Annotated in this window: 15 protein-coding genes; 10 read left to right on the top strand and 5 right to left on the bottom strand. The window is 47.7% G+C overall.

What is annotated here, in order from left to right; all coding sequences use genetic code 11:
- The first annotated feature begins 83 nt into the window (after positions 1–83).
- From EDI28_RS08255 to EDI28_RS08225, 7 genes are all read left to right on the top strand, one after another.
- The gene (locus EDI28_RS08255) at positions 84–710 is read left to right on the top strand and encodes a response regulator (protein ID WP_128783369.1); all 627 of its coding nucleotides are present in this window, start codon (positions 84–86) and stop codon (positions 708–710) included.
- Positions 710–2,287: an MASE1 domain-containing sensor histidine kinase gene (locus EDI28_RS08250; protein WP_128783368.1), complete on the top strand. Its 1,578-nt coding sequence runs from the start codon at positions 710–712 to the stop codon at positions 2,285–2,287. The genes EDI28_RS08255 and EDI28_RS08250 overlap by 1 nt, the downstream gene beginning before the upstream one ends.
- Before the next feature lie 90 nt (positions 2,288–2,377).
- Positions 2,378–3,706: an MFS transporter gene (locus EDI28_RS08245; protein WP_128783367.1), complete on the top strand. Its 1,329-nt coding sequence runs from the start codon at positions 2,378–2,380 to the stop codon at positions 3,704–3,706.
- Between the two features lie 136 nt (positions 3,707–3,842).
- Positions 3,843–4,877: an ABC transporter substrate-binding protein gene (locus EDI28_RS08240; protein WP_128783366.1), complete on the top strand. Its 1,035-nt coding sequence runs from the start codon at positions 3,843–3,845 to the stop codon at positions 4,875–4,877.
- Between the two features lie 196 nt (positions 4,878–5,073).
- Positions 5,074–7,170, top strand: coding sequence for an ABC transporter permease (locus tag EDI28_RS08235; protein ID WP_128783365.1), 2,097 nt, complete (start codon positions 5,074–5,076; stop codon positions 7,168–7,170).
- Between the two features lie 18 nt (positions 7,171–7,188).
- A complete protein-coding gene (gene fbpC / locus EDI28_RS08230) occupies positions 7,189–8,244 on the top strand; it encodes a ferric ABC transporter ATP-binding protein (RefSeq protein ID WP_128783364.1) in 1,056 nt (351 codons plus the stop codon).
- A 182-nt stretch (positions 8,245–8,426) separates the two neighbouring features.
- On the top strand, positions 8,427–10,280 hold the full coding sequence (locus tag EDI28_RS08225) for a hybrid-cluster NAD(P)-dependent oxidoreductase (RefSeq protein ID WP_233353315.1): 1,854 nt from the start codon (positions 8,427–8,429) through the stop codon (positions 10,278–10,280).
- 98 nt (positions 10,281–10,378) lie between these two features.
- Here the strand turns inward: EDI28_RS08225 and murQ are convergent, their stop codons facing one another.
- The 3 genes from murQ to EDI28_RS08205 form a co-directional block, all read right to left on the bottom strand.
- Positions 10,379–11,287 carry an N-acetylmuramic acid 6-phosphate etherase gene (murQ, locus tag EDI28_RS08220; RefSeq protein WP_128783362.1) on the bottom strand — a complete coding sequence of 303 codons (909 nt, stop codon included), beginning with the start codon at positions 11,285–11,287 and terminating at the stop codon, positions 10,379–10,381.
- Between the two features lie 804 nt (positions 11,288–12,091).
- The gene (locus EDI28_RS08210) at positions 12,092–13,342 is read right to left on the bottom strand and encodes an ammonium transporter (protein ID WP_199287393.1); all 1,251 of its coding nucleotides are present in this window, start codon (positions 13,340–13,342) and stop codon (positions 12,092–12,094) included.
- A 236-nt stretch (positions 13,343–13,578) separates the two neighbouring features.
- Positions 13,579–14,979: a tryptophanase gene (locus tag EDI28_RS08205; protein ID WP_128783359.1), complete on the bottom strand. Its 1,401-nt coding sequence runs from the start codon at positions 14,977–14,979 to the stop codon at positions 13,579–13,581.
- A 770-nt stretch (positions 14,980–15,749) separates the two neighbouring features.
- Here EDI28_RS08205 and EDI28_RS08200 point away from each other — a divergent pair.
- The 3 genes from EDI28_RS08200 to EDI28_RS08190 all read left to right on the top strand — a co-directional run bounded on the left by EDI28_RS08200 (position 15,750) and on the right by EDI28_RS08190 (position 19,693).
- Complete coding sequence (locus EDI28_RS08200; protein ID WP_128783358.1) at positions 15,750–15,950, top strand: hypothetical protein; 201 nt, start codon at positions 15,750–15,752, stop codon at positions 15,948–15,950.
- A gap of 591 nt (positions 15,951–16,541) precedes the next feature.
- On the top strand, positions 16,542–18,392 hold the full coding sequence (locus EDI28_RS08195; RefSeq protein ID WP_233353314.1) for a methyl-accepting chemotaxis protein: 1,851 nt from the start codon (positions 16,542–16,544) through the stop codon (positions 18,390–18,392).
- A gap of 431 nt (positions 18,393–18,823) precedes the next feature.
- Positions 18,824–19,693, top strand: coding sequence for a LysR substrate-binding domain-containing protein (locus EDI28_RS08190; protein ID WP_128783356.1), 870 nt, complete (start codon positions 18,824–18,826; stop codon positions 19,691–19,693).
- 444 nt (positions 19,694–20,137) lie between these two features.
- Here the strand turns inward: EDI28_RS08190 and iolB are convergent, their stop codons facing one another.
- Together iolB and iolE are read right to left on the bottom strand one after the other, a co-directional pair.
- The gene (gene iolB / locus EDI28_RS08185; RefSeq protein ID WP_128783355.1) at positions 20,138–20,965 is read right to left on the bottom strand and encodes a 5-deoxy-glucuronate isomerase; all 828 of its coding nucleotides are present in this window, start codon (positions 20,963–20,965) and stop codon (positions 20,138–20,140) included.
- 69 nt (positions 20,966–21,034) lie between these two features.
- On the bottom strand, positions 21,035–21,925 hold the full coding sequence (gene iolE, locus EDI28_RS08180) for a myo-inosose-2 dehydratase (RefSeq protein ID WP_128783354.1): 891 nt from the start codon (positions 21,923–21,925) through the stop codon (positions 21,035–21,037).
- Between the last annotated feature and the right edge of the window lie 15 nt (positions 21,926–21,940).

The raw sequence follows: 21,940 nt of genomic DNA, 5'->3' as shown, positions 1-21,940 counted from the left end.
ATTTAGCGGTTATCATCACGTCGTATTATAAGTGGATTGAATGCACTCGGTCATTTTGCGACGATTTGCAAAAAGGATTAAAAATGATTTCTGTCGCCTTGGTCGATGACCACATCATGGTGCGCTCCGGTTTTGCCCAGCTTCTTAACGTAGAGTCCGATATTGAAGTGAAGGGGGAATACAGTTGTGCCAAAGACGCGTTTTCAGCGCTGTCACAAACTACGGTTGATGTCGCGGTGATTGATATTTCAATGCCGGATGAAAGCGGATTAAGCCTGCTTGAACGTCTTAAAAAGGACAATCCCAACTTCCGCGCCATCATTCTCAGCATTTATGATTCGGCTTCATTTGTTAGCAAGGCTATCGAAGCCGGTGCCTGCGGCTACCTCTCCAAGCGCTGCGGTCCGGGAGAATTGGTTACTGCCATTCGCACGGTTGCCAGCGGCGATCGTTACCTATGTGCCGATGCGCTGTTCAACCTCAGCAATGCGCCGGCCGAGCCAAAGGCTCTAGACGAACTCACCAAGCGCGAGCGGGAGGTATTCAACCACCTCATCAAAGGTATGGATGTAAAAGAAGTCGGTGCGGAACTGGCCATTAGCCATAAAACGATTCATGTCCATCGGGCCAATATCCTCAGCAAACTCGGCTTGTCCAATAACGTCGACCTGATCCGCTTTGCCCTCCAGCACAAATTACTGGTCGATTAATGAAACAGGCAAGCCAGATTGTAGGCAAATATTTTTCATTTGCCTTTAGCTTCGTGATTTTTACTATCAGCTGGTTCTGCCTCTGGAGTATAAGCAGCTACCTTTCGCCCGATCTTTTTCTCGCCGGGATCTTTTTACCTATCGGGCTCAAGCTGGCAGTACTGGTACTGACTCCCCGCCGATTCTGGACGTTATATCTCGTCAGTGAACTGGCCATCAGTGGCTGGTTGCTGTCAATGCTCCACAACGATCCCCACGACTGGCTCTTACTACTCAGTCCATTCGTCAGCTACTTCCTTGCTTTCCCTTTTTCTTCATTTTGGCAACAACTAACAACGTACTGGCAGCGCCTGTTGGCATTGGTGGCGCTGGTTCTGGTGCACGGGTTGGCAATCGGCCTAATGATCCTGCTGCTCAGCAAGCCCTTGGCTTTTCCAGCAGGCTACGCCTTCTCCGGCACCATTGCTGCTATCACCGGCGGGATCCTGCTGACACCTTTTTTCTATCTCCTCTATGATTACCTCAACAAAGTCTGGGAGCCTTTGAGCCCGACCCTGATCCATCAGGAAATCACGATTCGCCCTTCCGCTCTGTTATGGACAATCGGCTTTTTCTCTATCGGTCTGATGGCCGAACTAACTTTCCTCGATCAGATGGAGCCGCTGGTTCTGCTGGTAATGCTGCTGCCCAACATTTTTATGGCCTACCGTTACGGCTGGCAAGGCGGCGTTATGGCCTCGGTAATGAACAGTATTTTGCTGACGACTGCACGACAGATCTCGGGTTCTTTCTCCAGTGATCAGGAACTGAAAGTCTTTATCACCACCCAGGCACTCGTCGGGCTCGGACTCGGAATTGCTATCAGCCGCCAATATCTGCTGGCACAGAGGCTCCAGCAGGTAAACCAGAAGCTGGCGCGTGAACTTGATAACAAACAGCACCTCGCCCGCCAACTGGTTCAGGTCGAGGAGGATATCCGCAAATCCGTTGCAAGAGAACTGCACGACGAAATCGGCCAGAATATCACCGCGATCCAAATCCAGGCAATGCTCGCCGACCGTACCACCCAGGAAGAAAATACCAAGAACATTGCCGAGGCGATCCACTCCTTGTCGATGCGTATTCATAGCTCGACCCGACAACTGTTAACCCAGCTCCGCCCGCAGATCCTTGATGAACTCGGGCTGGAAAATGCGCTGCGCCAGCTGGCTCACGAGATGAAGTTTGCCGAACGGAACATCGACTTTCAGTTCAACATCGGTATCGCCAACCATAAGCTGGATGATATTACCGCGGTCACTCTTTATCGTATTGTTCAGGAACTCCTGAACAATGTGACCAAGCACTCGCACGCCACTGAAGTTCAGCTGAGCCTGATGCCGGGAACCATGTTCAGCCTCGAGCTTCGCGACAACGGCTGCGGCCTGCCGGACAACTGGCGTACTAAAGGTCAGGGACTAAAGGGTATCGAGGAGCGGGTGAGCGCACTGGGGGGAAACCTTTCAATCCAGTCCGGCCAGGGAACACGATTTATTGTTAACTTGCCCACAAAAATGCCAACAACAGAGACAAACTAGGAAATTTTCCTAGTGACTTAAAAACCTGTCTCATTCATTTCCGTAAACGATTACGTACTATCTATTCAGCAACAGGGAGATAGCGCCGCCATGATGGGTTTTCTTACATCAGAACAACCTGCGCAGACCATATCGGACAAACAGCAAATTAACGCCACCTATAAACACTGGCGATTGCACTTAATGTTTTCGATGTATATCGGTTACGGCGTTTTTTACTTCACCCGAAAAAGCCTGAATTTCGCCATGCCGGCTATGCTGGCAGATCTTGGCCTGACGCATTCAGATATCGGCTTTCTCGGCACCCTGTTCTATATCACCTACGGAATCTCGAAATTTATATCCGGCATGGTGAGTGATCAGTCAAACCCGAGCTATTTCATGGGGCTGGGTTTGATAGCAACGGGCATCATCAATATCTGTTTCGGACTGAGTTCGTCCCTGACCATGTTCGCCGTATTATGGACATGCAATGCCTTCTTTCAGGGCTGGGGCTGGCCGCCATGTGCCAAGCTGCTCACCACCTGGTATTCACGTTCAGAACGTGGCTTCTGGTGGTCAATCTGGAACACCTGCCACAACTTGGGTGGCGCGATGGTACCGCTGATCATTGGCTTCGCCACCGTCGCCTGGGGCTGGCGTTACGGTTTTATTATTCCCGGCACCGTCGGGATCGCCATTGGCCTGATGCTGTGCTTTAACATGCGGGACAAGCCAACAACGATGGGGCTGCCGACGGTAGGTCAATGGCGCAACGACGAGCTTGAGCTACAACAGGAGCGCGAAGGACTGGGATTGTCATTTAAACAAATCCTGACCACCTACGTGATCGGCAACAAGTACATCTGGCTACTGTGCAGCTCATACCTGCTGGTGTATGTAGTCCGGATAGCCATTAATGACTGGGGCAACCTGTACCTGACCGAACGCCATGGTTTTGACCTGCTGACGGCCAATACCGCGGTATCGATGTTTGAAGTTGGCGGCTTTCTGGGATCACTGTTCGGTGGCTGGGGATCCGACCGATTCTTCCACGGTAACCGGGCACCGATGAACCTGATTTTTGCACTGGGGATATTTATATCTGTGGCCGCGCTCTGGCTAACCCCGATGGACAGCTTTGCCGTGCTGTCAGGGTGCTTCTTTGCCATCGGCTTTTTTGTCTTCGGCCCGCAGATGATGATCGGAATGGCTGCGGCCGAGTGCTCGCACAAAGATGTAGCGGGCACGGCAACCGGGTTTGTTGGCCTGTTTGGCTACCTCGGCGCAGCACTGGCCAGTTATCCGGTATCACTGATTATTGAACAATTTAGCTGGGAAGGCTTCTTCAGTGTCATTACCTTGGCTGCGGCTTCTATCGGCCTGCTGATCTTGCCTTTTGTCAAAGCACAACAGCGCTCTGTAGCAACAACAAACTAGCATTCGGGCTCTCCCCTTTTGTTATTGCAGACCTGCTGACGAATACAAATTTACCGCAGGATTGCGGTAATCAGCTCAATGCATCCTACCTACGATCTCTGGCATTGAGACTATAACAAAAGCAGAGGAAACAATAATGAAAGCAAATACTAAACGCAGCTTGCTTGCAGCCTGCATCCTTGGTTCGGCAATGGCTGCTCCCCAGGCCATGGCTGACGGTCGCCTAGTCGTTTATTGCAGCGCAACCAACGCAATGTGCGAAGCGGAAACCAAAGCTTTTTCTGATAAATACGACGTAAAAACTTCATTCGTACGTAACGGTTCAGGCAGTACGCTGGCGAAGATTGAAGCCGAGAAGAAAAACCCTCGTGCCGATGTCTGGTACGGCGGTACGCTCGACCCACAATCTCAAGCCGGTGAAATGAACCTGCTTCACGCTTACAAGTCGCCTCAGCTAGAAAACATCATGGCTAACTTCAAAGATCCAGCCAAGCGTAAAGGCAACTACTCCTCTGCTGTTTACATGGGTATTCTTGGTTTTGGTGTCAACAAAGAGCGTCTTGCCGAAAAAGGCCTGGAGATCCCACGCTGCTGGAACGACCTGACCAAGCCGGAATACAAGGAAGAAATCCAGATTGCCGATCCGCAAAGCTCGGGTACTGCATATACCGCACTGGCTACCTTCATCCAGCTATGGGACGAAGACAAGGCATTCGATTACTTCAAGAAGCTTGATAAGAACATTTCCCAGTACACCAAATCCGGCGTAACTCCGTCGCGTAACTCTGCACGCGGCGAAATCGCGATTGGTATCGGGTTCCTTCACGATTACTCCCTGGAGCAGTCAAAAGGCGCACCACTTGAGCTAATTTCCCCATGTGAAGGTACAGGCTATGAAATTGGTGGTGTCAGCATCATCAAAGGTGCCCGTAACATGGATAACGCCAAGCTATTCGTTGACTGGGTACTGTCTAAAGAAGGCCAGCAGCTGGCATGGCAAAAAGGCAAGTCATTCCAGATCCTGACTAACACTCAGGCCGAGCAATCTCCTAATGCTCTGGATCCGAAGAAACTTTCTCTTATCAACTACGATATGGAAACCTATGGTTCTTCCGACGAGCGTAAGCGTTTGATCAACAAATGGGTTAACGTCGTCAAGATGGGCGAGTAATCCCCGACCGCACCTAATCATGAGCAGCACATCCCTGCTGCTCATTTACTACCAGCTCAATAACAAGATGGTTTCTTGGGGCTTTGTGCGCCCGGAAATCAGCAAAGTACGACTTATTTTACGACAAGCACTGCAACAGATATTACGAAAAAACTGCGATATAAATAAAATCAAACAACAAAATTGGTACTAAACAATGAATGACTTAGCAGCTGACATCCCGTCAAGGCAGCTCCAAAGTTCAGAACAGCGCGACCCGGTCTTCTACTGGATAATCGCGCTAGTTGGGGCTTTCGTGTTACTGCCATCCTTCGCTCTAGACTACGGGGTGTTTGAATCTACCTCACAGGAATTCAAAGATGCTATGGGCTGGAGCAGCATGAATATATCATGGCTGTGGTTCGCACTGCCTTTGATATTGTTGATCCGCCCGTTCAAGGCACAGAATAAATATGCCAAGAAACGCCATCACTTCGATATCGGTTATAGCAGCTTTTGTATGCTATTTGCCCTGCTGTCGTCATGGTATACCGAACAAGGTCTAGGCTATGCCAGCATCGTCCTGTTCATTGCACTAGGCTGCGTACTCACCTTGGCACTCGCGCGACTGGAGTATCTTGGCGGTGATGTCTTTGTTATCGGCGCGCTTGTCACCATTGTTTCGCTGATCTCTGTATTTATCATCTACCCGAGCATCGCCATTTTTGTCCCTATGTTCAAAGACGACATGGGCAACTTCGTGATGTGGCAGTTTATCGATATCCTGTCCCGCTCTCAGATCATCCAAATTATCCTTAACTCGATCACCCTCGGCACCTCGGTCGGGATCACGGCAACTTTCTTCGGCCTTGTCTTCGCTATTTATACGACCCGAATAGCCAAGCGTTCGGCCTTCATCGCCCGTATTTTCTCTATCCTACCTATTGTTACACCGCCATTTGTTGTCGGCCTAGGGGTTACCCTAATGCTCGGTCGCTCGGGATATATCACCGAGCTGATGGCTGACTGGTTCGGTCTGCAGCAGACCAACTGGCTGTACGGCTTCACCGGAATCTGGATGGCTCAGGTACTGGCTTTTGCACCGATGTCATTTATGATCCTCGACGGAGCAATGAAATCGCTACATCCATCACTGGAAGAGGCATCCTATACTCTGCGCGCCAACCGCTACCAGACTTTCTTCAAAATCGTTATGCCGCTGCTTAAACCGGCACTGGCCAACTCTTTCTTGATCATCTTTGTCCAGTCACTGGCCGATTTCAGTAACCCATTGGTACTCGGCGGCAGCTTTGATGTTCTGGCAACCCAGATCTACTTCTACATTGCCGGGGCGCAGCTGGATTATGCCTCTGCCAGTACCCTGGGCGCTGTACTGCTGCTGTTCTCACTAGCTATCTTCGTGATCCAATATGTGTGGATCGGTAAACGCTCCTACGTCACCATTTCTGGCAAGTCGTATCGTGGCGATGTCCAGCCATTGCCGACATCACTGAAGCACGGCGTGACCGGCACCCTGTATTTTTGGATGGCATTCAATGTCCTACTGTACGGCAGCATTGTTTACGGCAGCTTCACCGTCAACTGGGGTGTCGATTACAGCCTAACACTCGACAACTACATCAATCTGTTCGGCATGGGAATGGGCGAAGGTGCGTGGCCGTCACTGATCACCACAATGACCTACGCCGGTATCGCGGCACCAATCACAGCATTGTTCGGCCTGCTAATTGCCTACATCGTGGTTCGCCAGCAGTTCTATGGCAAGAAAGTCGTCGAGTTTTCCACCATGCTCTGTTTTGCCGTGCCGGGAACCGTTGCTGGTGTGTCTTACATTCTGGCGTTCAACGATGCACCCGTCTACCTGACAGGGACCGCTGCTATCGTGGTGATCTCGATGGTGATGCGTAACGTACCTGTCGGTATTCGTGCCGGGGTCGCGGGTTTAGGTCAGCTGGACAAATCGCTGGACGAAGCCTCGCTCAGCTTACGTGCCAACTCATTCAAAACCATAACCCATATTTTGATCCCGCTGTTACGCCCGGCCATCCTGTCAACGCTGATCTACAGCTTTGTTCGTGCCATGACCACCGTCAGTGCGATCATCTTCCTGGTTACTCCGGAAACCCGCGTAGCGACCTCGTACATCCTTAACCGAGTCGAAGACGGCGAATATGGTATTGCCATCGCCTATGGTTCGATTCTTATTTTCGTCATGCTCGGCATCATTTTAACGTTCGACTACCTCGTCGGCGAAGCCCGTGTCTCACGCTCAAAAGCCAACAACCAAGAATAACGATTGGAGATAATTCTAATGGCAAACGACAACTTTGTAGTTCTTAAAAATATCTGCAAACGCTTTGGTAACAATACGGTAATTGGCGACCTTGATTTAGAGATCAAAAAAGGCAGCCTCGTGACCCTGCTCGGCCCTTCCGGCTGTGGTAAAACCACGGTACTTCGTTTGGTTGCCGGCTTGGAAAAACCAACCAGCGGCCAGATTTTTATCGATGGTGAGGATGTTACCAACACCTCTATTCAGCAACGTGACATCTGTATGGTATTCCAGTCCTATGCACTGTTTCCGCACATGTCACTGCACGACAATGTCGGCTACGGCCTGAAGATGCTCAAACTGCCTGCTGCCGAGATCAAGCAACGGGTCGACGAGGCACTAAAACTGGTCGATTTGGAAGGCTTCGGCGATCGCTTTGTTGATCAAATCTCCGGTGGCCAGCAGCAGCGTGTAGCACTGGCTCGTGCACTTGTGCTCAAACCCAAGGTACTGCTGTTTGACGAGCCACTGAGTAACCTAGATGCCAACTTACGCCGCAACATGCGGGAAACCATCCGTGAACTGCAGCAGAAATTCAATATTACCTCGCTGTATGTCACCCATGATCAGACTGAAGCCTTTGCCGTCTCTGATACCGTCATCGTAATGAAAGACGGTGAAATCATGCAGCAAGGCTCACCGGATGATCTTTATAAGACCCCTGCCTCAATGTTTATGGCGAACTTCATGGGTGATGCCAACATTTTCTCGGGCAGTTATGACGGCCAGCACATCGAAATCAATGGTTACCGAATTCCGGCCGATCCGAACGTTGTTGACGGCAAGGCACCGGGTAACTATAAGGTTGGTGTCCGTCCAGAGGCAATCTTGCTGGCCCACGAAGGCGAACCTTGCCAGCAATGTATCGTTGAAAGTGTGGTGTATATGGGGTCGATGTACGAAGTTTCGGTTCGCTGGCATGAGCAGGAGCTATTGCTACAGCTTAACTCCTCGCAGTTCGATGCCAACCTGTCCGACCATGCATATTTGACTATCAACCCGAGTAACCTGTTCCTGCTGGACAACAATAGTTAATAAAAGGCCGCTAATACAAAGCCGCTAACAGAAGAAAAACATTAGCCAATTCCCCCAAGTGCCTCAGCCCCCATGAGGCGCTTTTTTTTCAGATTAAGCCCGCTGTTCTCATTTTCTTTTATATGCTCTGGTAATATACATCGCCGAAGCCTATGAAAATAACAACATCAAGGACAGTCGCTGTGAGCAAGTCAGTCTCTACCGGATCCCCGGTTCATTCGCAAAAACCTATTCTTTCGCAAATAAACGTATTTCCCGTCAAATCCATCGGAGGGCTAAGCCAATCGCAGGCCTGGGTGGAAAAGCAGGGGTTATGCTTTGACCGGCGGTTTATGGTGGCCAAAAAAGACGGCACGATGCTTACTGCCCGCAAATACCCGGAGCTAGTGAAAGTCACTGCAACACTGCAACCCCACGGCCTGACACTGACCTTTCCGGATATGTCGCCATTAGTGCTGAAATATACCGACTTTACAATGAACGAGGCCAATGCCCAGGTATGGAATGACACCTTCTGTGCCTATACCACCCTCACAAAAGCCGATGCCTGGTTCAGCCATATCACCGGTGAACCGGTTCGCCTGCTCTACACTGGCGACCAGTCCAACCGAGTACGCCCTAAGATCCAGCAAAATGTCAGCTTTGCCGATGGCTACCCACTATTGGTAATAAGCGAAGCCTCACTCGAGGCCCTGAATGACCGCAGCTCGCAACACCATACTATGGATCAGTTCCGTACCAATCTGGTTATTGCCGGCACCGATGCCTTTGCCGAAGACAGCTGGAAGCGCATTCGGATTGGCGAAGTCGAATTTGAAGCAGTTAAACCCTGTGCGCGCTGTATTCTTACTACTGTCGACCCGAAAACCGGTCACTTCAATGAAATGAAAGAACCTCTGGCTACGCTGTCAAAATTCCGCTCTGATACATCGGGTGATGTTTATTTCGGTCAAAACCTAGTAGCCCTGAACGAAGGTGTAATCAAGGCAGGTGATACCGTTGAAGTACTGGAATCCAAGCACAGAGAAGAATATCCAGACAACAGTGAACTAAACCTAACGCTTACTTGCGTCGAACGTGAAGACATTGCCCGCGATTTTTGCACATTCTGGCTGGAACCAACCAAGCAGCAAGCGCTGCCCACCTATCAGCCCGGTCAACATCTGCCGCTTCAGGTAGAGATCAACGGTGAATTTGTTGCCCGCCGTTATACGCTTTCATCAAGCCCTTCGCGGCCAGGAAAGTACGCAATTTCGGTCAAGCGCATTGATGACGGACGCGTCTCCAACTGGCTCCATGACCACTTGATGGTCGGTGATACCTTGGTTGCCGAAAAACCGGACGGGAGCTTCCATCTCGGCTTGCATACAGACAAGTTATTGTTGCTGTCGGCAGGTAGCGGCATTACACCGATGCTATCTATGCTGCGATATCTTGCCGATCATAATCAAGTGCACGATATAGTGTTCTACCACCAATGCCGTAGCCAGGCGGATATCCCCTACCAGCAAGAGCTTGATGCTCTGGTCGAGCAATATCCGCAACTAACGGTACACATTGCCCTTAGCCGCCCAGATGAAAACTGGAAAGGCCTCACTGGCCGCCTCTCGAAGTTGCACCTTCAGCACATTCCGACCTTGACGGAGCGTCAGGTCTTTGTCTGCGGACCAGACACCTTCATGAGTGATGCCAAGCACCTGCTAACCGAAGCTGGGGTGGATAAATCGAACTACCATCAAGAAGCCTTCGGCCCTGCCAGAGGCAATGTCGAAACAAGCAAAGCTGTCACTATCAGCCTCGATGGCAACCTGTTCCAGGGAGACAACCAGCAAACCTTGCTTGAGCAGGCAGAAAATGCCGGACTTTCCGTGTCAAACAGCTGCCGTGCCGGTTTCTGTGGCACATGCAAGGTAACGCTAGAATCTGGCGAGGTCGAGCAACCGGACGTTCCGGCGCTGCTGCCTGGAGAGAGGGAAGACGGTAAGGTACTGGCGTGCTGCTGTATTCCGAAGACGGATGTGGAGTTTCGTTCTTAAGAGCTAAGGCGCATTCAGACGTCAACAGCAAAACAGGGCAGGCTTCTTTTGCAAAAATGCAAAAACGAGTCCTGCCCTGTATTACCCAGAAGGAAAACTCAGCTGTTCGCTGCGCTGGTTGCCTGACGGATAAAACCTTGATTTTGTTCTAGAAGGGTCCGAGCTTCATCGGCAGTAAGGTTTGCCAATATCATCACGATTGCCGTCTTGCAGTGGCCGTTACAGGCAGCCAAGGCCGATTCTGCGTCTTCACTGCTACATTCGGTTGCAGCAACCACAATGTTTTTTTGCCGCTCCACCAACTTGGCATTGGTCGCTTCCACATCCACCATTAAGTTGCCATACACCTTGCCGGTGCGGATCATTGCTCCTGTGGTCAGCATGTTCAGTACCAGCTTCTGCGCCGTTCCCGCTTTCATCCGCGACGAGCCCGTCACGACTTCGGGGCCGACGACCGGCGTGATAGAGATATCTGCCACCTCTGTCATTGCACTCTGCGGGTTACAACTGATACAGGCAACGGTTGCGCCGACAGATTTGGCATAGCTCATTGCACCCAATACATACGGTGTGCGCCCGCTTGCCGCAATGCCTACCAATACATCGTGCTGATTAAAATTGAGCGCCTTAAGATCATCGGCTCCAAGAGTCTGGTTATCCTCGGCATTTTCGACTGCTTTGAGAATGGCTTTATGTCCGCCAGCGATCAAGCCCACAACCTGCTCGGGCTTACTCCCATAGGTTGGCGGGCACTCACTGGCATCAAGAATACCTAACCTACCAGACGTACCCGCACCAGAGTAGATCAATCGTCCGCCCTGCCGAAAAGCCACTGCAATAGCATCTACAGCCCGTGCAATCTCCGGCAATGCCTGCTCAACGGCCAATGCCACTTTTTTGTCTTCATCGTTGATAACTTTTAACATCTCCATCGTCGACAAGGTATCAATGTGCTGACTGGCTGTGTTGCGGCTTTCCGTTACCATCTTGGATAGATCAATCTTCATCGGGCTCTCTACTGTCACAATCGCAATAGCCAGTAATTCTACGGGATAAACGGCAAGGGCAACATAGTTACATTAAGAATAAGCCTATTCGGAAGGAATGAACGTAAATACATAATTAATATGTACCAAGCTTATGAATTTATTATAATCAATTTCAACGATTACTTATCGAGAGTTAAATACTTTGTCCTATAGTCTGCAGCCTTTGCAAATATAAAACCAAATAATAAAACAACCAGGAACCCAGATGCATACTCTATATTTTCATACGCTATCAGCTGATAACAGCAAAATAAAAACAAACCATTGATAAGTAACAAGTTAAACGCATGGAACAACGGGTATTTAACTGAAAAGATTGCATAGCTCTTAAACATGTTCAATGGCCTCATCTACAGAAATATATTAATAAATCATGGTTATTCTTAGATTATTAATACTGCCACTAGGGTGACAAATTTGTCATTTAAGTCTAATCCATATTGTCATTTTGTGTTCTTTGTCTGTTTGATTTTTTGTTATATAAAAAGGCACCTATATATTTGGTCAATGAACATACTCAGTCATGATAATACGCCTGATGGCATTCAGCGCTTTGCGTTCTGTAGGAATAGTCGGTTGTTGCTCGCATGGTGGCAAACTAACTTTTTTATCGTCACGATAAAAAACACAATGACATAGCAAATAAGATATTGATTAGTATGATCACTTCGGTAATTAGCGAAACAAAGAGGAGAGGATAAATAGGAGGAAACTTACAATGACTAAGCCAGCATCGTATGATACTGGCTTGTAGAAAAACCGTTAATCCTCGTTAATCGCCCCAATTTTATGGATAGACAAATCAGCGCCGTTGTATTCTTCTTCGTCTGTTAAACGTAAGCCGACGGTTTTCTTAATGATCCCGTAGACAATGGCGGAGCCCACCACGGCAACCACGATACCAGCAATCGTCCCGATGAACTGGCTCGCCAGACTAATGCCTCCTAGTCCGCCAAATGCCTCGCTGCCAAAAATACCCGCTGCAATGCCGCCCCATGCACCACAAACACCGTGCAACGGCCATACGCCCAATACATCATCAAGCATAAGTTTGTTCTGGATATAGGTAAACAGCCAAACAAACAGAGCCCCCGCAACCGCGCCAGTAACCAGCGCCCCTACAGGGTGCATCAAATCCGAACCGGCACAGACGGCAACCAACCCCGCCAGCGGACCATTGTGTATAAAGCCGGGGTCATTCTTGCCGACAAAGAGCGCTGTAATGATCCCGCCAACCATCGCCATCAAACTATTCACCGCCACCAAGCCACTGATGCCACCCATTGTTTGTGCCGACATCACATTGAACCCAAACCAACCGACAGTCAGAATCCACGCACCCAGAGCCAATAATGGAATGTTTGACGGCGCAAACGCGATAAGGCGACCACCGCGATAACGGCCATTTCGGATCCCCAGCATGGCGACAACAACCAAGGCTATCCAACCGCCGACACTGTGGACCACGACGGATCCGGCAAAATCATGAAATGGGGCACCAAATGTCTCGGCCAGCCAATCTTGAAAACCGTAATTACTGTTCCAGATGAGTCCTTCAAAAAATGGATATACCAAACCAACAGTAAAAAATGATCCTACCAACATAGGATAGAAACGGGCACGCTCAGCGATACCACCTGAAATAATGGCCGGAATTGCTGCCGCGAAAGTCATCAGAAAGAAGAACTTCACCAGCTCATAGCCACTATTGGCACTCAATTGCTCGGCACTGGACAAAAACGTGATGTCATAAGCCACCCAGTATCCGATAAAGAAATAGGCAATGGCAGAGAAACCAAAGTCAGCAATAATCTTAACGAGAGCGTTAACTTGGTTTTTCTGTCTAACCGTTCCTACTTCTAAAAAGGCAAAACCGGCATGCATGGCCAGAACCATGATTGCCCCTAACAAAATGAATAATGTATTTGAGCTTTGAATCAATATTTCTACAGCACTGTTGATGTTTTCCACAAACGTCTCCACATCCTTGTTGATTAATCTTGTTTGCAACATGGATATAGCAGATTTTGTGCCGTTTTGACCCATTCTAGGGTTCCAATTTGGAATGACGACTCAACACTTAACCTAAAGCACTGTTTTATAATAGATACTCCCAAAAATTGACGCACGAGCATCGTGCATTACATCGCGTACCATAGGTAAAATCTGCTTGTAGTGCACCTTACCCGCCGGAAGGCGCGCTCTTATTTGGTGCAGTAAAAATCACAAGCGCACCTTTATGGTGCCACTCACCCAACGGGTTTGAGTTTGGCCATAAAATGACGCAATACCGATGGCTCATATTCAAAGATCAGCCCTTTAATTTCATCGGCTCGTTTGCAGACGGCTATTAGGGCATCGGCAACATAATCCATGTGATCGTTGGTATAGACCCTGCGCGGAATAGTCAAACGCATCAGCTCCAGCGGGGTTTCCTTCTGCTTGCCCGTTTCCGGGTCGCGTCCCAGCAGCAGTGAACCAATTTCTACCGCGCGGACACCCGCTTCAAGATAAAGCTCATTGCACAACGCATGGGCAGGAAACTGTTCCGGCGGAATATGCGGCAATATCTTTTTGGCATCGACAAACACAGCATGGCCACCCGTCGGATACTGGATCGGCACGCCACCTTCACGAAGTCGTTCACCAAGATACTTAACCTGATTGATCCGGTAATGCAGGAAGTCTTCATCGGCTCCTTCATACAACCCGCGAGCCAGCGCTTCCATATCACGCCCGGCCATACCGCCATAGGTCACAAAACCTTCCATCGGAACACAGCGAGTCCGGACAGCCTGAAACAATTCCTCGTGATCACGAATACAGCACAGGCCACCGATATTGACCATCGGATCCTTTTTAGCCGACATCGTCAGCATATCGCCATATTGGTACATCTCACGGATGATCTCGAGTATCGAGCTATTCTGATAACCCGGCTCACGATCCTTGATAAAATAAGCATTCTCACAACAACGGGCTGAGTCAATCACGAGCGGAATATCATTTCTTTTCGCAATCTCGTAGACGGCCCGCATATTGGCCATCGATACCGGCTGACCGCCTGAGCTGTTACAGGTCACTGTGGTAATAATGGCTGCAATATTGTGCGAGCCATAATGCTTAATCGTTAATTCGAGCTGGTCAAGATCGAAGTTGCCCTTCCAGTCTTCGTAGATATCGGTATCAAAGGCTTTCTTGGTCAATACATTGATAGCCTTGCCGCCATTGAGCTCGATGTGCCCAGCCGTCGTGTCGAAATGGTAGTTGGAAATAAATACCGGCTTGTCACCACCACGCACAGTTTTCATCCGTTCGATCAAACACGGGAACAAAATCTGCTCGGCACCTCGCCCCTGGTGTGCAGGCACGGTCAGTTTATAACCAAAGAAGTGCTGTACTGCCTCGCATAAATTATAGTAGTTGCGGCTTCCTGCATAGGACTCATCCCCCATCATCAAGCCAGCCCACTGCACATCACTCATCGCACCGGTACCGGAGTCAGTCAACAAGTCAATATAGACATCCTCGCTTTTTAGCATAAACGGGTTGTAGCAAGCTTCGATCAAAGCTTCACGGCGATCATCCTCATTGGTCATTCGGATCGATTCAACCATTTTAATGCGAAAAGGCTCTGGAATACGTTTCATAGAGATTGCCTCATACGTTACCGTTCTGCTCTGCTTTCTACAGGTATAGAGAGCCAATAACAGACTCGAAAATAACAAGATATTTAGTTAGATTGTTATTCGGAATTATGCAGACGGAAAGTCGTGGGAGAGGCGGAAGTCTTGATTGTACCAAGATGACAACACCAGTGTGATGTCTGATGTAGCCAGGCAGGTTGTACTCATCACGTCATCCTTCCCTTGGCAGGTTAATACTTACAATCAGTATAGTCAGAGGTTTGTGACGAACGAAACAATCGCAATAAAAGCCAAATATATCAACAACTTAATACCAACACAGCAACATTTAACAACCTGAATCACATTTATTTGCAATAAATGTGTTTACACCGAGCACATTTATAGTTAGTGTTTTGTTGTCTGTAACTCAGACCTGAAAAATGATTTTCGAAGAACACTTCACACTCCTAGCTTCTCGCCAAAGCCTGCTGTAAAGAAGAACCTCCAAAAGATCATATACATGATTTATTTCCACTGCCGTCGTGTATACCAAACAGCCTAAACGGGTCTAACTCGGTTCAGGTCAATTTTTGTTTTGGTATCGTTGCAATCGACTATGCAGTGATGCGCTATTGAGTAGGGTGAGCTCGTAGCGGTAAATAGATAAAGGTCAATGAGTTAAAACGATAACGACCGCCACCTGAAGTGAGCGGAACTGAATTATCTACTCAATTTGATAGCCACAAACATAACGCTCCTAAAGCATTGTTTGGGCAAAAAAGGAAAATAAAATGATTTCACAAACCGGTATTATCCGTAGCTTCAACACTAAAGAAAAAACTGGCCTAATTACTTGCGATCTTGGCGGTGACATCCGATTTGATGCGGCCAATATCAATGGCAGCTGCCAACCCGTTTCCGGTAGCCTTGTCGAGTTCATCATGGATGACTCAGCCAGCAAGCTCCAAGCGGTTAAAATTCGCTTTATCTAACCCAAGCATGCGTTAGTTATATTTGTCGCTGTGGTATATGTTTCGCCACAGCGGCATGAGCGATCTCTCCGAACTTTAAGCACTCAGCCCAATAGTCAACAGTAGACATATCAATCTGTTATTTCTGTTTCGAAGTATAAATTCAAGCTACATATCAAGCCTTTTATTTGAACCGCCATCAAACCTTTGACAATGCGTTAATGTCTCCCCTCATAATCAAAAGTAAAAACCACAAATATAATTCTATCAGAATATTATTTTGCCATTTAGAGTAAAAGCTTTATCAAGTGACAATTAAAACTAATTAAGATGAATATAACTTACAAACATTAGTGGAAAATTAAGTTTCATTTGAAAAATAGGAAGAAATAACTCATAGATATATTTTAACTCATAACCATTTTATGTATTATGCCCCTCCAAAATTAAGCGCACCAATACAATACACTCTATTTCATTCGATTTATTGACAGTTTAGTTAATTAACCAGGTGAAGTTAATACATAATAATATAAAAAACAAAGATGAGGCTGTATGAAGAATCTGGGATTTAAGAATTCACTGATCGTTTCAATCGCGTTATGGACAATAATGTCAATTGGAGCCGCAAACTATATTTCGTATCTCAATCAAAGAGACGCATTAATTAACGAGGTGACTCGCTCGACATTAACCCTGGTAAGAGACCAAAGTTCAGCCATTGAAGGGTTCATAACGCAAAAATCTCAGGGCTTACATAATTTGGCCTCTAAATATAAAGTGAATAATTATACCGACGGACATGTCCAACGTATGATTGATGGGGCAGCAATTGCTAATCTTGGTAACTTGATGATTGGGTTTGATGACGGTACCGCCTACAAATCAACACCAGATACGAAATGGGTCGATTATAAAAATCCTGATTTCTACGATCCTAGGCAGCGTCCATGGTGGAATCAAGTCAATAGCCGTTCAGGCGTTGTATTTACTGATGTCTACGCAGACAGCTCAACAAAAAAGCTTATGGTCAGTTTTGGTGAAAATGTTAACGACGGTATATTATTAGGCGATATCGAACTCGATTTATTAAATGATGTCGTTAAGTCCATTGATATTCCAGGATCTATATCTATTATCGTAGACAGTAATACTACAATACTTGCCACGTCGACAAGCCAGATTGAAAACGGAAATAAACTCACCAATTATTCACAGTTTAAAGAACTCGCCCTTGCCGCTGTTTCAAACACATATCTAGTTCAGGATTATATAAATCCAACAGGATTAGATAAAACGATGTTTGCCCACGAAATAAAAATTGGAAATAAGAAGTGGTTTCTGATGATAGGGCTCGATAAATCGATTACCTATGCGTCTCTCGATTCAGCTCGCAAGGATGCATTACTTACAACTGTAGGATTCGTGGTATTCGGTATTGCTCTCGTGCTAGCTGTTTTAAGACTACTCTATCGCCCTATTTTGCAGCTAAAAGAAACAGTCGTTAGCCTTTCGCAAGGGAATGGCGATTTAACTCAACGCTTGGATGTAAAATCAGATGATGATTTGGGTCAGATAGCCAATGGCATAAACCTGTTTATTGAAAGCCTGCAAAAGATGATGCTGGAAATTCAAGCCGCGTCAAGTCACCTACAATCGAATGTTACAGCCCTGAAGACCCAAGCCGACAACAATACAGCCATCTTACAAAGCCATGTTACAGAAACCGAGCAGGTGGTAACAGCCGTTGAAGAAATGAACTCAACCGCGGAATCGGTAGCCGTTAATGCTGCAGAGGCGGCTCAGTTTACCCAGGAAGCAAACCTCACCAGCGAGAAATCAAAAGTTATCGTCAACCAGGCTCAAATTACTGTTGCTGCACTGATTAACGATGTCGATGCAGCCGCAAGTAATGTACAGAGAATGAGTGATGAGACACAGAGTATTAATGCCATTTTGAATGTTATTGGTGAGATAGCCGAGCAGACTAACTTGTTAGCCTTGAATGCAGCTATCGAAGCGGCACGAGCCGGTGAGCAAGGACGTGGTTTTGCCGTCGTTGCCGATGAAGTGCGTAACCTAGCCAGCCGAACGAAGGCAAGCACAACAGAAATAGAAGAAGCGCTAGAACAGCTGTTGCTCGGTAACAAATCTATGGTTGAAGCCATGGACAACACCAAGATCCGTTGCCAAGAAACGGCAAATGGTGCCAGTGACGTCGCGACAAGTCTGGAGACAATGAACAACTATGTCTCCGAGATTAACGATCTGAGTACTCAAATCGCGACGGCGGCAGAAGAACAAAGCAGTGTGACCCAGGAAGTCAGCCGAAACATGTCAGCGATTAGCGAGATTGTTGCCCAGTTAGATACAGGGGGTAAGCATACCGCTGAGGAAACGGTCAATATCGCTGCGGTTAACGCCCAACTTGCAGCAATTGTAGGTAAGTTCAAGCTGAAGTAGCCAAACAGCACCACTTATCCAGATGCAAAAAAGCCCGCCAAGCCGAGGCTGGGCGGGAAAGGCAGTAAATACAACGAAAGATCATGAAACATGGTGGCGAGTTGACGCTAATAAGATGTCAACTCGCCCTAACTGTTCAGGTATTCAGCAGCACGGGATTTTAGAGTTTGTGCAGTCATTTCTTTGTCCTATCTTCAGTCTTTTATAATTCGATACGAACGGTGTGCTCCGTTTCAATGGGGTGCATTATATTGACTTCCCTTCCGATGATAATCAGGATAAATCACAAATGACTTTTACCCATATGTAACAATGAAAGCTTGGAAAAACTAATTCCCCAGACGTCGTTTCTCTGTTCAAACTTCTTGCATTTATTGTCGACAAGCAGATAATCTCAATCATTAGCAAGTAACCTTTACGTGGGTGTAACAATGTTTAACTGGGAAGGGGTCAGCGAATTTGTCGCTGTCGCTGAAGCAGAAAGTTTTACGGCAGCTTCAAAAAGATTGGGAATATCAACAGCTCAGGTTAGCCGCCAGATCAGCTCACTAGAAACAAGGCTCGCAGCCAAGCTGTTTTATCGTACGACCCGCAAAGTGTCGGTCACCGATGTCGGCCGTGTTTATTATCAGCACTGCCGTCAGGTACTTGATGGGCTGGAAGAAGCTGAACGTGCAATCGGTAATCTACAGAGTTCGCCGCGAGGAGTACTGAAAGTAACGGCTCCCGTCACCTACGGCGAAGGCACTATTGCACCACTGATCAACAACTTTGCCCTCCAATACCCGGATCTCGAAGTTCACCTGCAGCTGTCAAACCAGAAAGTAGACTTGGTCGATCAAGGCTTCGATTTGGCAATCCGACTCGGCAAACTGGAAGATTCCAGCATGATGGCAAAGCGGCTGGATTCTCGTACCCAGTATGTCTGTGCCTCTGAAGAATACCTAACCACCCATGGCGTACCTTATTCATTGTCAGAGCTGGAGCAGCATAACTGCCTTCAGGGTACGTTGGACTACTGGCGTTTCCAGGAGCAGGGTAAAGCGCGTAATATCCGGGTCAAAGGCAGCCTTAGCTGCAACAGCGGCCATGCGCTTACCGACGCTGCACTCAAGGGAATTGGCATTGTCCAGCTCCCGGATTACTACGTGCAAGAGTATATCGACAACGGCCAGCTGATCCCGCTGCTGACCCAGTTTACCGAAAGTGATGACGGGATCTGGGCTCTGTACCCACACAACCGCCACCTGTCACCAAAAGTCCGGATGTTGGTTGATTACCTGAGTGAACAACTAGGCTAGACAGGTCAATTCATTCATTGGCCTATGTTTTTTCTTTGAACATATAATTCATATGTTTGCCACTGATAGTGTCATGACTTCATCCAACTGATAATTGTAAGAAAGTACTAACAAAAGAAGGAAATGCGTGCCAGAGACATGTAATATTCAGCATTTATTCAGCAAGTAGTTGAGAAACTATACGCACAATAATTCGTTAGAGGGATATCACATATGGAATGCCGCTGCACTCAAGTTATACGTGTAAAACGGAATTTCTGGCAACGCTTGGTCTACAAGTCAATACACCGCTGCACTGAATGCGGAAAAGTCATAAAGCTATAAAGATAATTAAGTGGAATAATACTAACTATAAATAAAACGATGCATTTCAGACATCGTCATTGGCTATAAATCGACTAGAAGCAAATACAGAAAAAGCCACTTCACGTGGCTTTTTCAACTTTATTCCGCATGTTTTCTAGCATAGCTTTCACTGTTAACCCAGTTGTGGTCTTCTTCCCAGGTAAATAGCCACTTACGAGTCGGCCCGGCCATCACGTTCAGATAGTAATTGTCATACCCTGCCACTGTGGCTACTGGGTGATAACCCTTCGGTGCTTTTACGACATCTTTATTATAAACGGCCACGGATTCGTCCAATAAACGGTCATCGGTATACACACGCTGGAAGCAAAAACCTTGTGCGGGATTCAAGCGGTGATAGTACGTTTCTTCCAAATAGGTCTCGTGGGGTTCATTATCTGTATCATGCTTATGGCTGGGATATGAGCTAGTACATCCCTCGTCGGTAAACACTTCGACAACTAACAAGCTATCTGCATCTTTATAATCAGGCAGAATATTGTGTACATAGCGCTTGTTGTAGCCATGTCCACGCTGCTCGGCATCAATGTCTGATGGTACGATCAACCGTGTCGGATAAGTACCTATTCCCGGGGCTGAACATACCGCCAGCTCAAGTGCTGTGTTGGCTACCACCTCACAACCTTCGCCCTGAGTAACGTATACCGCATAGGGTTTTTTACGCTCAAACGGATCCATACGATCACCGATATTCTCAAATATCGCGTCCTTTGTTTTTACTGTGGCTTTTCCAGCGACCAGCACAAGACAGTATTCATTTTCATCACCAGTCAAAGTCAGAGTTTGTCCAGGTTCAAGTTCGTACGCTTTAAAGCCGACATGTTGCCAACCCGCATTTTCCGGCGTGACGTGCTGGGTGCGACCTTGTGCATCTGGGGCCTGATATTTTGAAAGTAATGATGACATTTGACACTCCTTATAATGTCTATACGGCAAAAAGCGCCGGTATAAACCAGCGCTTCAACAGGGCTATTATTATAATAAACCTGCGTCTTTCGCGTAGTTATGAAGATTGTTATAACCCATTGTCGCGTAGGTTAACGGGTGGGCAATCGCCGGATCTTGCTCGGCTTCAACCACTAGCCACCCCTTATAGTTTTGCTCTTTGAGAATGGTAAATACAGCGGGGTAATCGACACAACCATCACCAGGAACGGTATACACACCACAAAGTACCGCATCCAAGAAGCTTGTCTTGCGGTTTTTCACATCAGCCAAGACATCTTTGCGCACATCTTTACAATGCACATGATTAAGACGGTGGGCCCAACGTTTTGCCACTGCAACCGGATCAGCTCCTGCAAACGTCAGATGGCCGGTATCTAACAGCAGGCCAACCTCCAGACCAGTATGCTCCATCAGGTTATCGATATCTTCAGCAGTCTCAACGACAGTGCCCATATGATGGTGGTAGGCAATTTGTACCCCCTGGCTCTGCGTATAACGGGCAAACTCTGTCAACTTTTTGCCGTATTCCTGCCAGCGTTCAGCCGGGAACTGCGGACGTAGATGAACGGGTACATTTTGTTCGCCATGGATACAACCAGTCACTTCGCACAATACCATGACATTGGCACCCAATTCGCGTAGCAGCGTCAGGTGTGGCTGAACCGCTTCAATTTCCTCTTCAACAGAGCGGCTCAACAGTTCACACGAATACCAGCCTGAGACCAGTTCTACATCATGTGCAGCAAGTATCGGACCAAGAACACTCGCTTCACGAGGAAACTTATTACCCAGTTCAAAGCCAACAAAGCCAGCTTGACGACCTTCCGTCAGGCAAGTTTCCAATGGGGTTTCTGCGCCCAGAGTTGGTAAATCGTCGTTAGTCCAAGTTAGAGGGTTGATGCCTAATTTAACAGTCATGGTGTTGCTCCTTAA

The organism is Photobacterium chitinilyticum (assembly GCF_004104355.1).
In the GTDB taxonomy this organism is placed as follows: Bacteria; Pseudomonadota; Gammaproteobacteria; order Enterobacterales; family Vibrionaceae; genus Photobacterium; species Photobacterium chitinilyticum.
The sequence above is the reverse complement of the archived record's forward strand: the minus strand, read 5'-3'. Positions and strand labels throughout refer to the sequence as shown.

Bases quoted from the DNA above. Each gene is read 5' to 3' on its own strand.
- iolB (WP_128783355.1), bottom strand. From the start codon at position 20,965: ATGTCATCATTACTTTCAAAATATCAGGCCCCAGATGCACAAGGTCGC.
- EDI28_RS08250 (WP_128783368.1), top strand. From the start codon at position 710: ATGAAACAGGCAAGCCAGATTGTAGGCAAATATTTTTCATTTGCCTTT.
- fbpC (WP_128783364.1), top strand. From the start codon at position 7,189: ATGGCAAACGACAACTTTGTAGTTCTTAAAAATATCTGCAAACGCTTT.
- iolE (WP_128783354.1), bottom strand. From the start codon at position 21,925: ATGACTGTTAAATTAGGCATCAACCCTCTAACTTGGACTAACGACGAT.
- EDI28_RS08235 (WP_128783365.1), top strand. From the start codon at position 5,074: ATGAATGACTTAGCAGCTGACATCCCGTCAAGGCAGCTCCAAAGTTCA.
- EDI28_RS08195 (WP_233353314.1), top strand. From the start codon at position 16,542: ATGTCAATTGGAGCCGCAAACTATATTTCGTATCTCAATCAAAGAGAC.
- EDI28_RS08205 (WP_128783359.1), bottom strand. From the start codon at position 14,979: ATGAAACGTATTCCAGAGCCTTTTCGCATTAAAATGGTTGAATCGATC.
- EDI28_RS08190 (WP_128783356.1), top strand. From the start codon at position 18,824: ATGTTTAACTGGGAAGGGGTCAGCGAATTTGTCGCTGTCGCTGAAGCA.
- EDI28_RS08255 (WP_128783369.1), top strand. From the start codon at position 84: ATGATTTCTGTCGCCTTGGTCGATGACCACATCATGGTGCGCTCCGGT.
- EDI28_RS08245 (WP_128783367.1), top strand. From the start codon at position 2,378: ATGATGGGTTTTCTTACATCAGAACAACCTGCGCAGACCATATCGGAC.
- EDI28_RS08210 (WP_199287393.1), bottom strand. From the start codon at position 13,342: ATGTTGCAAACAAGATTAATCAACAAGGATGTGGAGACGTTTGTGGAA.
- EDI28_RS08240 (WP_128783366.1), top strand. From the start codon at position 3,843: ATGAAAGCAAATACTAAACGCAGCTTGCTTGCAGCCTGCATCCTTGGT.
- murQ (WP_128783362.1), bottom strand. From the start codon at position 11,287: ATGAAGATTGATCTATCCAAGATGGTAACGGAAAGCCGCAACACAGCC.
- EDI28_RS08200 (WP_128783358.1), top strand. From the start codon at position 15,750: ATGATTTCACAAACCGGTATTATCCGTAGCTTCAACACTAAAGAAAAA.